Here is a 13,098-nt window from a genome sequence, read left to right on the forward strand (position 1 = left end):
TAAACAGCAATTTCAGCGGCAAAATCACCCTAATTGATGGAGCTCAACAGTAAGATCCAGCCCCCCAAATGAAGACAGGCCGACCCGATTCACTCCCCGCAACACCAGCTCTTGTAATTCGTTTTGAGTAGCAGTCTCTAAGTTCACCTGCAACCGCAATTGTTTACCGCCATCATATTCAAAGGTTGTGGCATCATGTTTTGCTGTCTCCAGATCTGCACCTTCTCCCAGCACCAGCCAAGACCAGCCCAACCGTTTCATTTCAGCAGCTAAATTAATTTTAGTCAGCTCCGGCAGTTCCCGAGAATCCACTCGCGTTCGAATTTCACCCCAGGCAATAGCCAGCGGCGAAAGAGTCATATCCAGCTCCCGGATCATCGCTGGTTGATGCAGCAACATGTCAGAACTAATACTGAGTTCCAAAAAGTCAGCACCGTCTTGGAAGCTGCGACCAACTTCAAACGCTTTTTTGGCTACCGTCCCACAGCCTAATGGATAATCAACGACGGCTCCGATACGAATCCCAGTACCAGACAATAATTGCTTCACTCGCCGCAGGTTTGCCGGTAAAACAACAATCTCCTGCAAGCCAACAGTCTGGCGAATTTCATCCATCAAGTCCTTGAGATCCCATTCTTTCAGAGCGGGATCGACTACCCGCAAACTTACCAACTCGCTGACCTTCACACAATCCGCTCCTTCTTTACTGTTTCTTTCATTGTTTCTTTGGCTGCTGTTAACGCAGCAGCTCCAATTGATAACTGGCAGCACTCAAAAGGTACAACGGTGCCGTCTCCGTTCGTAAAATTCGTGGACCGAGCCCGCATAAAATACCACCGGCAGCAGTCAGCTTCTCAATCTCTTCCGGCAAAATTCCACCTTCTGGCCCAAAGACTGCCAAGACGCGCGCCCCCAGCTCTACTTTTTGCAAAAGTTGTGCCAATTGGGCTGTTTCTCCTGCTTTGGCACTTTCTTCGTAAGCGACCAAAACATAATCATAATCAGTAAGCAGCTGATAAAAGCTGCTGCTGTTTGCTAAGAGCTGCACCGGTGGCGTTACTTGTCTTTGGGACTGTTCCGCAGCTTCTTGGGCAATTTTTTCCAAGCGCTGCTGTTTTTTAGCCAGCTTTTTTTCGTCCCACTTCACTACTGAGGCTTTTGCAGGAAAGCCGATAAAAGCCGCTGCTCCCAACTCGGTGGCTTTTTGGACGATCCATTCCAGTTTGTCGCCTTTTGGATAACCGGATGCAATAGTGATAGCCACCGGCAGCTCTTTTTCCTGAAGCTCTTTGGCGATTTCCCGTACGATTACTTTGTCTTCTGCCACTGCTGTAACTTCTGCCACAATAGCTGTCTGGTCAGCAAAAACCAAGTAAATCTGATCTTGTGCTTTCATTCGCATCACTCGAATCATGTGGTGGAAAATTTCACCAGTTAATTCATAGTCCTGCCGTGTATCATACGGTTCTTCGATAAAATACCGCTGCATCCTGTCCCCACCTTTTTATTGCTTGATTATTTGTCAAAGAACACCTCAACCGGCAGTCGGGTCGATGCCGCCATCGTCTGGTTGAGCCTTTTTCAAAATAATAGCATACCAATCCCGTTGATTGAACACCTGATCCACTTCAAAGCCCGCTTCGGTCATTCCTTGGATTACCAAGTCTTTTTTCTCTTCGATGATGCCGGATACGATCAAGCGACCTTCCTCTTTTAATAAGCGATAGGCATCTGGAATCATTAAAAGAATGATGTCTGCCAAGATATTAGCCACAATGACATCTGCTGACAAGTCTATGCCTTGTAGTAAGTCATTAGCCGAAACCATGACATCCGCCGCCACTGGATTGAGATCCATATTTTCTTTTGCCGCTCTAACAGCTACTTCATCCAAGTCATAGGCATGGACTGTTTTTGCTCCCAGATACTTGCTGGCAATACTCAATACACCAGAACCCGTCCCAACATCAAGGACAGTTTCTCCTCCTCGCAAGACAACTTCAAGGGCTTGCAACGTCAATAGTGTCGTCGGATGAGTGCCCGTACCAAAAGCCATTCCGGGATCCAAACGAATAATCTTTTCTTCAGGATCATCCGTTTCATATTCTTCCCAGCTAGGAACGATAGTCAAAAATCGGCTAATTCGCACCGGATGGTAGTATTTTTTCCAAGCAGTCGCCCAATCTCCATCAGAAACTTCCGTCAAGGTAAGCTCATTTTTTCCCAAAGCTAAGCCGTACTCCGGCAGTCGCCCGATAGTTTCTTTGATAAAAGGCAACAATTCTGGTAAAAAAATCGTCTCTGGAAAATACGCAGCGACACGGGCGCCTTCTGTCAGATCTGTCAACGCTGTGATATCTGCCAACTCGCCAAAAGCATCACTCTGCCAATTCTGAGCATCCAATGCATCTTCAATAGCAACTCCGCTAGCGCCAGCCTCCATTAAAATATTTGCCACCGCTTCTACCGACTCGCTAGCCGTTTCCACCTTTAATTCATACCACTTCATGATTTTCTCCCTTTCCCCAGAGGCCGAACGTCGAGCCTCTGATACGCTGCTACGCCATTTTTGGCATCAAGATTCTGACGAGCCGCCCTTTTAGTAAGCTGGGTAAGGCAGGTAGGCGGTTTGGCCATTTGCCTCGTTTTCTCTGACAATCGCAGCAAAGCGTTCTCGATCCCATTTCAATTCAAATACAGCCTCTTCTTGGTCCGTGTCGTCATTCAAGAAATCTAGTAGATCGCTGAGACCTTCATCCATAACTTCCTGAAGATAAGTTACAAAAGCGTCCAACTCTGCTTGCCGCAATCCTTTTTTTCCTTCATAAGGATACACAGCCAAGTAATCCGTAGCTTCATAGTTGGATTTCTTAGGATCTACCAGCAAAACGCCATCTTCAAATTCAATGACCTCTTCTTCAGATGCTACTCCTTGGGCATCATCTAAATGCAGTTTCGTCGGATTTTCCGCAAACAAACGGATCACCAGTTCCACTGTGTGATTTTTGACATCCCAGTCAATTGCCACATCATAGTCTGGCAGCCGCTTGGTCAGCTGTTCGTCCAAATAAGTCAACATCGTTTCTTTCGCCATTGTTATTTCTCCTTTAGTTGTCGGGAGCCGCAGCCGCCGATATTGGTTTATTGCCAGCCATGATCTGGTACCACAGCTGTTTTTTTCTGATTGGAAAGATAAGGATTGCCAGCACAGGCAAAGCGCAGTGGCAGCTCAGTCCATTTCCCTTTGTTGGGAATGCCGATTCTAGGGAGCCTCAAGATTTGTTTGGCCTGACGCCTTTTCTTCGGCACCAAATGCAGATCACTGGTAAATATCGACTGTCCGTAAAAATCCGGCGTCACTTTCAAAGCTGCGATTAACTTCCCTGGTCCATCAGAAAGGGTCGGCCCACTCTTGCCACCACGATTTTCAATCATCTGTGGTACACTGGCAGGATCTGGCTCCAAGCCACGAATCATAACCCCTTGTGGCAGGCCTGCTTTTTGTGTCACCATATTCAAAATGAGATGGGTGTGCATCGTGTACAAGTAAATCGTACCGGCTTCTTCATACATCGCCCGCACCCGAGGCGTCCGCCGCATGCCATAGCTATGTGCCGCCTCATCATCAGGCCCTAAGTAAGCTTCACAGTCGACAATCCAGCCGCCTAGTCGACTACCATCGGGCAAGCGGTGTTCCAGATACATCCCTATCAAAAATTCTGCAATCTCTGGTGTTGTCTTTGTTTGAAAGATCTTTTTGGCCTCAGCCATTGTTGTCGTCATTTTCTTCACCAAGACTTATTTTACACGAATATCCCCGGGGTTACTAGCAAACAACGCAGCCGCCTGGGACACGCTTTAGCGGGTACTTTTCCATTTACCAAAGTGTCGCGATGTTCCAATAAAAGACAGCAGCTAGTCTAATCAAGCGCGGGTACACAAGCAACAAAGAAAGCACTTGTAACAATCGTTGTGCCGGATTCCGAAAAAACATTTCCCAACGTATCCTATAAAAAAGTGAATACTACTGACTTAGCTTGATAAACTCAAGGAAAGCCTGCGTTTGAATTTTTTAGCAATGAAAAGACAAGTCACTCCCACTATTTTTAATGGAGATTACTTGTCTTTTGCTCGCATCTTATATTTGGTAATGTTCCCTTTGAAGAAAATTGACAGAACTATTGCCGCGGTTTTTTATCACAAAACTATTTTTCCAACGAGAGCTGAATGATGGTCTCACACAGCTCAGTGTAGCCGATTCCCGCAGCGGCGGCTTCTTGGGGCAGTAAGCTATTTGGCGTCATCCCCGGCAGTGAGTTGGCTTCAATCACCCAAGGTTCGTCGTACTGATCAACGATGAAATCTGTGCGAGAGTAAACCTGCAGTCCCAGCAGATCATGTACTTTTTTGGCAGTCTCTTGTAACTTTTTCGTCAACTCAGGTGAGATCGGTGCCGGCACCAGTTCTTCTGTCAAACCGTCTTGATATTTATTGGTGTAATCGTAGAATCCTTGCTTCGGCCGAATTTCGATGACTGGCAGTACCGTTTCTCCCAGCACCCCAACTGAAAACTCCCGTCCTTTTACTTGTTGTTCGATTAACACCAGGCCATCACGAGAAAAACTTGCAGCTTGAACTACCGCCTGTTGCAGCGACTCTAAATCAAAAACCAAGGTAACACCGATACTCGAACCGTTGTCAATTGGCTTGACTACAGCAGGCAGAGTGACTTGGGTCAAATCAGCGTCTACCCCTAAAATTTTCCAATCTGCCGTAGCAAATCCGTGGAAACGCAACAGCTCTTTTGAGGTTTTCTTGTTCATGGCTAGTAAACTACCTTGATAACCAGATCCTGTGTAACGGATTCCATAAATATCAAACAGCGCCTGCAGCTTGCCGTTTTCTCCGATACCTCCGTGAAGCGCCAAGAAGGTGATGTCTGCTTCTTGACAGATTTCAATGACGTGTTCCCCGATTTCGCCTGTTTCTCGCTTTGTAAAAGCTGCTTCAATCTGATGTTCATAACGTTGTTCGGCATGTTTTTCAAAGGCTTCGGTAAAGTTGGCAGCATCCTTAAAACCCAAAGCAAGGTCCATCAAAAGAACTTGATGCCCCTCTTTGATCAAACCATTGGCGATTTTTGCGCCTGATGAGAGGGACACATCATATTCGTCACTTTTTCCACCAGCCAATACTACGATTCTCATTGCGATTCCTCCACTTTCGTCCTTACTGACTACACTCGTGTAGCTTCCACTGCATTATAGAACGAATTTCCACGCTTGAACAACAAGAGAAAAAAGATTTTCTTTGTTGACTCTCTCATTTTACCAGCAACTTTTTGCGCTTAAATATACCGGCGTCTTTTTTTCAGCAGTGCGCTTTTTACTAACAAGAAGAGCGCTATCAGGTGAAAGCCCCCGTCTTTCGTCTCACAGATTTCTCGTGTTATACTTGACAGGAACAATGTTTTTTCAGCCAACGCTAGGAGGTGTCCCATGGAAAAACCACTTGCTTACCGCATGCGGCCACGAACGCTTGATGAAGTTGTGGGGCAGCAGCATTTAGTCGGACCCGGTAAAATTATCCGACGCATGGTGGAAGCGAAGATGCTCTCCTCCATGATTTTATACGGACCGCCGGGAACCGGAAAAACCAGTATAGCCTCTGCCATTGCCGGTTCGACCAAATATGCCTTTCGCATGTTAAATGCCGCTACTGATACAAAAAAAGACCTGCAAATTGTCGCTGAAGAAGCGAAAATGAGCGGGACTGTCATTTTACTATTGGATGAAGTCCACCGTTTAGACAAGACGAAACAAGATTTTTTATTGCCTCACTTGGAATCTGGTCGAATTGTCATGATTGGCGCCACTACTGAAAATCCCTATATCACGATTAATCCCGCAATCCGCAGTCGCGCTCAGATTTTCGAAGTCAAGCCACTGACAGAAGCTGATATTTTGGTGGCGGTGGATCAAGCACTTTACGACAAAGAACGCGGTCTGGGAAACTCGCCTGTCGAAATTACTGAAGAAGCGCGATTGCATCTTTCCCGCGCTACCAATGGTGATCTTCGCAGCGCTCTGAACGGTTTGGAGTTGGCCGTCCGTTCCACACCGCCAGCTGAAGACGGCGTGATTCATTTGACGTTATCAATCATCGAAGAGTGCGTGCAGCGCAAAGCATTGACACATGACAAAGACGGCGATGCCCATTACGATGTGATCTCCGCTTTTCAAAAATCAATTCGTGGCAGTGACGTTAACGCAGCCCTCCACTATCTTGGCCGTTTGGTGGAAGCCGGTGATTTAGCCATCATTTGTCGCCGACTGATGGTGATTGGTTATGAAGATGTGGGGTTGGCCAACCCTGCTGCGGCTGCCCGGACAGTGAACGCAGTGCTGGCGGCAGAACGTTTAGGACTACCAGAAGCCCGAATTCCTTTGGCAGACTGCGTTGTTGATTTGTGTCTATCGCCAAAATCCAACTCTGCTTATGTGGCACTGGACACTGCAATTGCTGATATCCGTGCCGGAAAATCTGGGGATGTGCCGGATCATTTGCGAGACAGCCATTACAAAGGCGCCAAGGACTTGGGTCGCGGCATTGGTTACCAGTATCCTCACGATTTTGAAAATGCCTGGGTAGACCAGCAATACTTGCCTGACAAATTGAAGGATGCGGTCTATTATCAGCCGAAAAGCACCGGCAAATATGAGCAAGCCCTCGCTCAGCAGTACCAGCGTCTCAAAGAGTGGCACAAACAAAATCACAAAGATTAAATTAGAGTTGCCAGTGCCGGACAACCAATCTACAAAAGTAGTTTGCTACGCTCTTTAAACTTGCCTTCCACCAATAGCAATTGCTCCCTCGCCTTTAAGAATGCGCTTTCTAAAATGAGGAGCTTTCTTATTGCACACAACTGGTGGACGTGCTACTATGTAAGTGGGAATTCTGTGATGTACGAGTTGTCTTTTCTGTGTGTTGACCGAACATCTTTATTGATACCTCGGGATCCGTCTTGTGTGCAGGCTGCTAGCATGCCTTATCATTTGGTAGCTTTAAGTCTTCACCGTGGAACCCACCTGCTGATCATTGCGGGATCAATACTATAAGACGAAGAACGGCATCGACGGATACTACCCATTCTGTTTAGAATGCGGCCTTTCACATTTGTGAGAGGCTTTTTTTGTGCCCGTTGTTATAAGCTTATCTGAGAAGTCCAGATTTTACCACGTTTAAGATAACTTATTGGCTAAGTTTTGGTACAATGGGGTCAGATAAGGGCAGCTAGTTGGGCAGCTGCCGACAATTCGGAGGAAAATCATGATCACTATTTTTATCTGTCTCTTTGCTCTGCTACTAGCTGTATTGGGTTTTGTCTTGTTGTTAAAGCCGCAAATTTTTCTGCCATTGATTGGTGACTCCCAGGAGCATCGCAGCTTTTTGCGACAATTTGGGAGTATCTATTTAGTCGTCGCAGTCGCGGGTATTCCCGTAGCCATTTGGTCTCAAAGACTGGTCTCGTTTGGTTACCTGTTCGTCGCATTGATCCTGACGTTGGTGTTTAGTATCAGCTTTTCCAGCAAAATGAATCCCTCTGACAAGTAAATCCTTTTGTATTTCACAGCAAGTGGTCTACAATGAACTTGTAAAGGAACTGCTGTCTTACACTTAGTTTTAAGTAGACAACAGCAAGCACAAGATAAAAAGGAGTGATCTATATGCTGCAACAATATAAAACGATCATGGTAGCCGTCGACGGTTCCAGTGAAGCAGAACTGGCTTTCAAAAAAGCTGTCAACGTCGCAAAACGAAATCAAGGGAAACTAATCATTGCCCACGTTATCGACACTCGGGCCTTTCAGACGGTTTCTTCATTTGACGGAATGTTGGCAGAACAAGCCACTGAGATGGCCAAACAAACGTTAGATGACTACTTGAAATACGCTAAAGAGCAAGACTGCACCGAGATTACGACTGTCATCGAGTATGGCGCACCTAAGCCTCTCATCGCAAAACAATTACCACAAGAACACGATGTTGATCTAATCATGTTGGGAGCTACCGGTCTAAATGCGGTGGAACGCCTCTTTATCGGTTCGGTTTCTGAATACGTCATCCGCAACGCTGCCTGTGATGTTCTAGTCGTCCGGACTGATCTGGAAAACAAAATTGTCGACAATAAAAAAGAAAAAAAATAACTTTTGCAGCTTTTTAAGCTGAAAAAACACGGGTGCTGAAGCAACTTTTTGGCATCCGTTTTTTTGACATAAACAGGCTTCACCACAATCACTGGATTTCGCAGTTGTGGTGAAGCCTGTTTTTAGATTTAGTTTAAGACTGCATCAATGGCTGTCAATTCTTCCGGTGCAAATGCCAGATTATCCAAGGCCTTCAGATTATCTTCCAATTGACTAACACGCGATGCCCCAATCAAGACACTGGAAACTTCTGGCAGCCGTAAATTCCAAGCCAAAGCCATTTCTGCCAATGTTTGGCCGCGACCTTCTGCAATCTCGTTTAGGCGGCGGACTTTATCCAATGTATCCACTACCCGCTCTTCAGAAAGAAACGGACTGTCAGAGCGATGGGCCCGCGAATCAGCTGGAATGCCATCCAAATAACGATCTGTCAGTAAGCCTTGCGCCAGCGGGCTAAAGACGATAGCACCCAATCCTTCTTGAGCCAAGACATCTGTCAGCCCATCTTCAATACTGCGATTGAACATGTTGTATTGCGGCTGATGAATGATAAATGGCGTGCCCCATGCTTTAAAGAGCTTGCTGATTGCAGCTGTCTGCTCCGGTGAATAATTGGAGACCCCGACATACAACGCTTTTCCCTGCCGTACCAAAAGATCAAGCCCGTGGGCAGTTTCTTCCAATGGCGTATCCGGATCTGGACGGTGATGATAGAAGATATCCACATAATCAAGCCCCATCCGCTTCAAGCTCTGGTCACAGCTGGCAATCAGATTTTTCTTTGAACCCCATTCACCATATGGTCCCGGCCACATGTAATAGCCTGCCTTCGACGAGATGATGATTTCATCCCGATAGGCCCCCAGATCATCCTTTAGAATCCGACCAAAATTCGTTTCTGCCGAACCTGCTGGCGGTCCGTAGTTGTTCGCCAAATCAAAATGGGTGATGCCGTTATCAAAAGCCGTGAAGATCACTTCTTTTTGCGTAGTCATCTTGTCCACATCGCCAAAATTGTGCCACAATCCCAGAGAAACCGCGGGCAGTTTCAATCCGGAATGACCGACTCGATTGTACTGCATCTTGTCATAACGATCTTTTTTTGCCAAATACATCTGTTTTTCCTCCTGTTCTGTAAAACAAAGCAGCTTTTCCTTTACTCACTATAACACTTCAAGTAAACTTGAAGTAAAGCGGTTTCCGCAAAAAAAGCAAAAAAAGATTGGAGAGTGGTTCGATGACTACCACAGCTACAAATACCTACACAATCCGCGAGGTCAGCCAAAAATTTCATCTACCGGCCTCAACATTGCGCTACTACGAAGAAGTCGGTCTGTTAAAAAATGTTCGGCGCAATGGCAAACACCGCCTGTATGAAGAGCAGCATTTAGGTCGGTTAGGGGCCATTCAGTGCTTCAAACAAACGGGCATGACCATCAGCCAGATTCAGGAATTCTTCTATCACGAAGACGAGACCCATGATTTTAATGCATTGGTAACTCTTCTTGGTGACCAATGCAACGTCATTGAAGAGCAGCTAAAGCTTTTGTTGTCCAACCAGAAACATATTCACAGCAAACTGGCTTTTTATCAAGCAAAAAAAATAGCGGCAGAGCACAACCAACCTGCGCCACAGTGGGACGAGTTTGCCTAATTTTCTTTGGAAACTGGTTGAAAAACTTCTATTCTCCAGGAACCTGATACAAATTTTTATTGAAAGGAAGCGAATTATGCACTACGAAAGTCTGATGTTTAGCAAATCACAATTTGAGTATTACCGGGTTTTCGAAGAGCTGAGCAAGTTGCCAAAACGTCCTTATCCGCTTCGAAACTTAGCTTCTCTAACCGATAACTCCTCATCAAAACTCAAATACATTCTGGAACGGATTGCAGAAGTCATCGAGAAAATCGACCCTCAACAAGCTAACTTATTTCTACAGTCAAAAACTCTTCAATTGGATAAAGTGACTATCAGCTTGACACAATTCCGCCTTACTTTGTTACGGAATTATTCGATTCCCTTTCAATTTCTTATCTGGTTATTAAAAGAAGCACAACCGGATTTGAATGACTTTTTAGCTGCCCACTACATTAGCCAATCCACGCTTACTCGTAACGTCCGGAATTTACAAAAATACTTAAAAATCTATGGTATTCACTTGAGTGTAACGAACGCTTCTCTAGAATCAAAAGACGAGCTGCTGCTACGACAATCGTTGTTTTATCTTTTCTGGATGGGAACCAAGGGCGAAACCAAACTCTTTGAACCTTACGATATTGATGAGTCGTTATTGCCAAAATTACTTCAGCAAATCCCAGCTGAACACCATTACATCAGCGAGAAACTTTATCGATTGAAATTAATTATTCAATACTTCCGCTTGCGCCAGCAGCATTATACCCAAGAGAATCTTCGGGTGGGCCAATTGTTTCGTGATAACCCACTTTTTGACTTAATGTTATGTAAAGATAATCCGTTAATTCCGCCAAACTATGTTCGATCTGAAACTGGCGGCTTAGTCGCTAACTCCCTGATCAGCCCTAACTTTACTGATCCTGATTCAGTCTTGATTCGTTCTCGTAAAGAAATTTTGACTGAAAAAATCCCTCGACTATTGTCCTTGGGAGATGATTTTTTGACGTATTTTGAAACCCACTATTTTCATCAACGAATCGAGGAAAAGCAGCGGACTCTTCTGCAGCTGAACATTGCACAAGCCGGTGCAGGTATCTGGCTTTTTCGCGGGACTTTTCCAAATCTTCACTATTTTTTGATTCAAGAAGAAGAAGTAAATGAAGCAAACCTGCTGTATGAGCAACAGGTTCTCACCTTCTTCATAGGGGAACAGGCGCAACAATACGAAGAATACCGAGATTATTATTCCACAATGCGAAAAAGCTTTGGTCACATTTTACGGCCTTACTATGTGAAGCACATGGAATGGACAAAGCTGAAAGTTGGGATTGTCGCTGAGCCCAACAGCATCATTCACGACAAGATTTTACTGGTTCTGAATTCCATCTATTTTGTAGATGGTGAAAACTTTCGTCCTGCGGAATCCGCCAAATACGACTTAGTAGTGGCCTCCACTGCCAGCTTCAAAACAGACTATCCTGATATTCCCTGCTTTGTCTGGAATATCGCAGCCAAAGATGAAGATTTGCCTTATATCTTCTATTGGCTGCGAGATTTTTTCTATCAAAAAACTGGGAAACTTCGCTTTATCTGAGTGTTGGCAACTTCTTTACTATAAAGGTTTCCAAATAAAAGACATGTGTTGAAGAAACTGATGAAATGATTTGTCCTATCGGCGACCTCTGTTATAATAGAGCTGTTTTCTAAAATCGGCTCTCCTATGTAATGTTGAGCCAATGATGGAGGTCATCATGCCAAAAATTCCTAAAAATACTCCGCCTGGTGTCGTGGCAGCAGCTTTTCTGGCAACAACCGTCACCGCCATGCTTTTAGCGTTGCTAGGAGCGGCTGTCTTGAATCTACTTGGTGCCCATTATAGCTCTAAACTCAGTCTGATTGGATTTATGTTGGCAGTAATTCTGATGGGCCTGCCTTTGTCACCCATCGCCACTTTTTTTGAAAAGCGCCTCGTCGCTACCCACGTTCCCGGTGGCAGACTGATCTATTTGCTGTTTGATACCGGTTCCACATTACTTTTAATGTTGTTTGCCGATGCTATAATGGATTCTGTCTTTATTCCTCTTGGAGCGGCTGCGACAACGGCTCTGCTTTTTTCAGCGTTAGAACTTTTACTCACTCGTAACAAAAATACAACTGATACACCCCGTCAGCGCTAAATGTGCTGCCTTCCATTCAGTCGGGCTACTTACTCTAGCTAACCCGCTACAAAAATTCATTTTTTAGCCTTTAGCGAGCTTTAACAATTATACGAACTTTAACGAAGGTTGGTGTTGTCATGGAAAAATTTGATTTGACGATTCTCGAAATTCTTTTCCGACTGTTATTGGCAATTCTAATGGGTGGTGCAATTGGTTATGAACGGGAATACAAAAGCCGACCAGCCGGAATGAAGACCCATATTTTGGTTTGTGTTGGTGCCGCAGTCATCGCCTTGATTCAACAAGAAATTGCTTGGCGCTCCATCGAATTTTCCATTAACAATCCCAAATTAGTCGGCGTGGTCCGTAGTGATGAGGCTCGTCTAATTGCTCAGGTTGTCAGCGGAATCGGTTTTCTCGGAGCCGGAACTATTGTCATGAATAAGCAGTCCGTTTCTGGATTGACAACAGCTGCTTCCGTCTGGACAATGGCCGGCTTAGGTATCGCTTGCGGAATGGGCTACTATCAGATTGCCATTGTCGGATTTTTAGCTGTCTTAGGCGCGCTGACTTTTGTCACTTATGTTGTTCCCGCTCCCCGTACCAGGCGCTTGTTGATGGAAATGGAACATTGGGATTCCTCGCGCCCATTTACCACTAAACTACTCCGAGACAAAGGGATTACCATCGACAACATGGATTTTGAAGTGAAGCGATTGCCAGATGATACGTTTCGTACTTATTCTGTCATCTACACGATCACAATTCCTCGAGATGTCGACGAGCATGAATTGATGCTCCGCTTATCAGAAAATCCCGATATCCTGAAAGTGCAAATCTTAAATTGAATTTACTTGAGCCCAAGCGACTGCTTATATCCAACCGGCAGACAGTTGCTTGGGCTTTTTTTGCACTTGTATAAATAAGTGGTAGTGTTGTGAAAAAATATTTTTCCAATGATACCAACTAAACATCAGCAGTTTACAATTTAGGGATAAGGCTAGTCAGCATTTAGGATTTTCAATAATGAAAAAACAAGCAGCTTCCACTATTTCTTAATGGAAGTTACTTGTCTTTTGCTTGTGTCTCACGTTTG

14 protein-coding genes and 1 other RNA gene are annotated in these 13,098 nt (G+C 45.1%); 8 read left to right on the forward strand and 7 right to left on the reverse strand.

All coding sequences use genetic code 11. The features are described 5' to 3' along the window. Nucleotides 1–24: 24 nt before the first annotated feature. The 6 genes from BAU14_RS05150 to BAU14_RS05175 form a co-directional block, all read right to left on the reverse strand. Nucleotides 25–687 (reverse strand): deoxyribose-phosphate aldolase, encoded by a 663-nt coding sequence (locus BAU14_RS05150; protein WP_161899021.1) that lies wholly within the window; start codon nucleotides 685–687, stop codon nucleotides 25–27. 49 nt (nucleotides 688–736) lie between these two features. Then, nucleotides 737–1,489, reverse strand: coding sequence for a 16S rRNA (uracil(1498)-N(3))-methyltransferase (locus BAU14_RS05155; protein WP_161899022.1), 753 nt, complete (start codon nucleotides 1,487–1,489; stop codon nucleotides 737–739). A gap of 45 nt (nucleotides 1,490–1,534) precedes the next feature. Then, nucleotides 1,535–2,509: a 50S ribosomal protein L11 methyltransferase gene (gene prmA, locus BAU14_RS05160; protein WP_161899023.1), complete on the reverse strand. Its 975-nt coding sequence runs from the start codon at nucleotides 2,507–2,509 to the stop codon at nucleotides 1,535–1,537. Between the two features lie 90 nt (nucleotides 2,510–2,599). Then, the gene (locus tag BAU14_RS05165) at nucleotides 2,600–3,094 is read right to left on the reverse strand and encodes a DUF3013 family protein (protein WP_161899024.1); all 495 of its coding nucleotides are present in this window, start codon (nucleotides 3,092–3,094) and stop codon (nucleotides 2,600–2,602) included. 47 nt (nucleotides 3,095–3,141) lie between these two features. Further along, complete coding sequence (locus tag BAU14_RS05170) at nucleotides 3,142–3,771, reverse strand: DNA-3-methyladenine glycosylase (protein WP_161899071.1); 630 nt, start codon at nucleotides 3,769–3,771, stop codon at nucleotides 3,142–3,144. 434 nt (nucleotides 3,772–4,205) lie between these two features. Then, entirely contained in the window at nucleotides 4,206–5,207 is a 1,002-nt protein-coding gene (locus BAU14_RS05175) for a D-alanine--D-alanine ligase family protein (RefSeq protein WP_161899025.1), read from the reverse strand. A 291-nt stretch (nucleotides 5,208–5,498) separates the two neighbouring features. Here BAU14_RS05175 and BAU14_RS05180 point away from each other — a divergent pair, with 291 nt between their 5' ends. The 4 genes from BAU14_RS05180 to BAU14_RS05195 all read left to right on the forward strand — a co-directional run bounded on the left by BAU14_RS05180 (nucleotide 5,499) and on the right by BAU14_RS05195 (nucleotide 8,207). Continuing rightward, nucleotides 5,499–6,785 (forward strand): replication-associated recombination protein A, encoded by a 1,287-nt coding sequence (locus BAU14_RS05180; RefSeq protein WP_161899026.1) that lies wholly within the window; start codon nucleotides 5,499–5,501, stop codon nucleotides 6,783–6,785. Between the two features lie 166 nt (nucleotides 6,786–6,951). Next, nucleotides 6,952–7,146: non-coding RNA, 6S RNA (ssrS, locus tag BAU14_RS05185), on the forward strand. Nucleotides 7,147–7,329: 183 nt separating this feature from the next. Then, entirely contained in the window at nucleotides 7,330–7,614 is a 285-nt protein-coding gene (locus tag BAU14_RS05190) for a hypothetical protein (RefSeq protein ID WP_161899027.1), read from the forward strand. Between the two features lie 113 nt (nucleotides 7,615–7,727). Then, entirely contained in the window at nucleotides 7,728–8,207 is a 480-nt protein-coding gene (locus BAU14_RS05195) for a universal stress protein (RefSeq protein ID WP_161899028.1), read from the forward strand. 128 nt (nucleotides 8,208–8,335) lie between these two features. Here BAU14_RS05195 and BAU14_RS05200 read toward each other — a convergent pair whose 3' ends face one another. After that, nucleotides 8,336–9,322, reverse strand: a complete 987-nt coding sequence (locus tag BAU14_RS05200) for an aldo/keto reductase (RefSeq protein ID WP_161899029.1) — start codon at nucleotides 9,320–9,322, stop codon at nucleotides 8,336–8,338. A gap of 122 nt (nucleotides 9,323–9,444) precedes the next feature. Here BAU14_RS05200 and BAU14_RS05205 point away from each other — a divergent pair, with 122 nt between their 5' ends. From BAU14_RS05205 to BAU14_RS05220, 4 genes are all read left to right on the forward strand, one after another. Continuing rightward, a complete protein-coding gene (locus BAU14_RS05205) occupies nucleotides 9,445–9,861 on the forward strand; it encodes a MerR family transcriptional regulator (RefSeq protein WP_161899030.1) in 417 nt (138 codons plus the stop codon). 76 nt (nucleotides 9,862–9,937) lie between these two features. After that, complete coding sequence (locus BAU14_RS05210; protein ID WP_161899031.1) at nucleotides 9,938–11,437, forward strand: helix-turn-helix domain-containing protein; 1,500 nt, start codon at nucleotides 9,938–9,940, stop codon at nucleotides 11,435–11,437. Between the two features lie 157 nt (nucleotides 11,438–11,594). Further along, nucleotides 11,595–12,020, forward strand: a complete 426-nt coding sequence (locus BAU14_RS05215; protein WP_161899032.1) for a YrvL family regulatory protein — start codon at nucleotides 11,595–11,597, stop codon at nucleotides 12,018–12,020. 119 nt (nucleotides 12,021–12,139) lie between these two features. After that, nucleotides 12,140–12,850, forward strand: a complete 711-nt coding sequence (locus tag BAU14_RS05220) for an MgtC/SapB family protein (RefSeq protein ID WP_161899033.1) — start codon at nucleotides 12,140–12,142, stop codon at nucleotides 12,848–12,850. Nucleotides 12,851–13,098 lie beyond the last annotated feature (248 nt).

It is taken from the genome of Candidatus Enterococcus leclercqii, from assembly GCF_009933135.1.
In the GTDB taxonomy this organism is placed as follows: Bacteria; Bacillota; Bacilli; order Lactobacillales; family Enterococcaceae; genus Enterococcus_C; species Enterococcus_C leclercqii.

Excerpts from the sequence above, each read along its gene's own strand:
- prmA (WP_161899023.1), bottom strand. The coding sequence starts at position 2,509 with ATGAAGTGGTATGAATTAAAGGTGGAAACGGCTAGCGAGTCGGTAGAA.
- BAU14_RS05215 (WP_161899032.1), top strand. The coding sequence starts at position 11,595 with ATGCCAAAAATTCCTAAAAATACTCCGCCTGGTGTCGTGGCAGCAGCT.
- BAU14_RS05165 (WP_161899024.1), bottom strand. The coding sequence starts at position 3,094 with ATGGCGAAAGAAACGATGTTGACTTATTTGGACGAACAGCTGACCAAG.
- BAU14_RS05210 (WP_161899031.1), top strand. The coding sequence starts at position 9,938 with ATGCACTACGAAAGTCTGATGTTTAGCAAATCACAATTTGAGTATTAC.
- BAU14_RS05155 (WP_161899022.1), bottom strand. The coding sequence starts at position 1,489 with ATGCAGCGGTATTTTATCGAAGAACCGTATGATACACGGCAGGACTAT.
- BAU14_RS05195 (WP_161899028.1), top strand. The coding sequence starts at position 7,728 with ATGCTGCAACAATATAAAACGATCATGGTAGCCGTCGACGGTTCCAGT.
- BAU14_RS05220 (WP_161899033.1), top strand. The coding sequence starts at position 12,140 with ATGGAAAAATTTGATTTGACGATTCTCGAAATTCTTTTCCGACTGTTA.
- BAU14_RS05170 (WP_161899071.1), bottom strand. The coding sequence starts at position 3,771 with ATGGCTGAGGCCAAAAAGATCTTTCAAACAAAGACAACACCAGAGATT.
- BAU14_RS05175 (WP_161899025.1), bottom strand. The coding sequence starts at position 5,207 with ATGAGAATCGTAGTATTGGCTGGTGGAAAAAGTGACGAATATGATGTG.
- BAU14_RS05205 (WP_161899030.1), top strand. The coding sequence starts at position 9,445 with ATGACTACCACAGCTACAAATACCTACACAATCCGCGAGGTCAGCCAA.
- BAU14_RS05190 (WP_161899027.1), top strand. The coding sequence starts at position 7,330 with ATGATCACTATTTTTATCTGTCTCTTTGCTCTGCTACTAGCTGTATTG.
- BAU14_RS05180 (WP_161899026.1), top strand. The coding sequence starts at position 5,499 with ATGGAAAAACCACTTGCTTACCGCATGCGGCCACGAACGCTTGATGAA.
- BAU14_RS05200 (WP_161899029.1), bottom strand. The coding sequence starts at position 9,322 with ATGTATTTGGCAAAAAAAGATCGTTATGACAAGATGCAGTACAATCGA.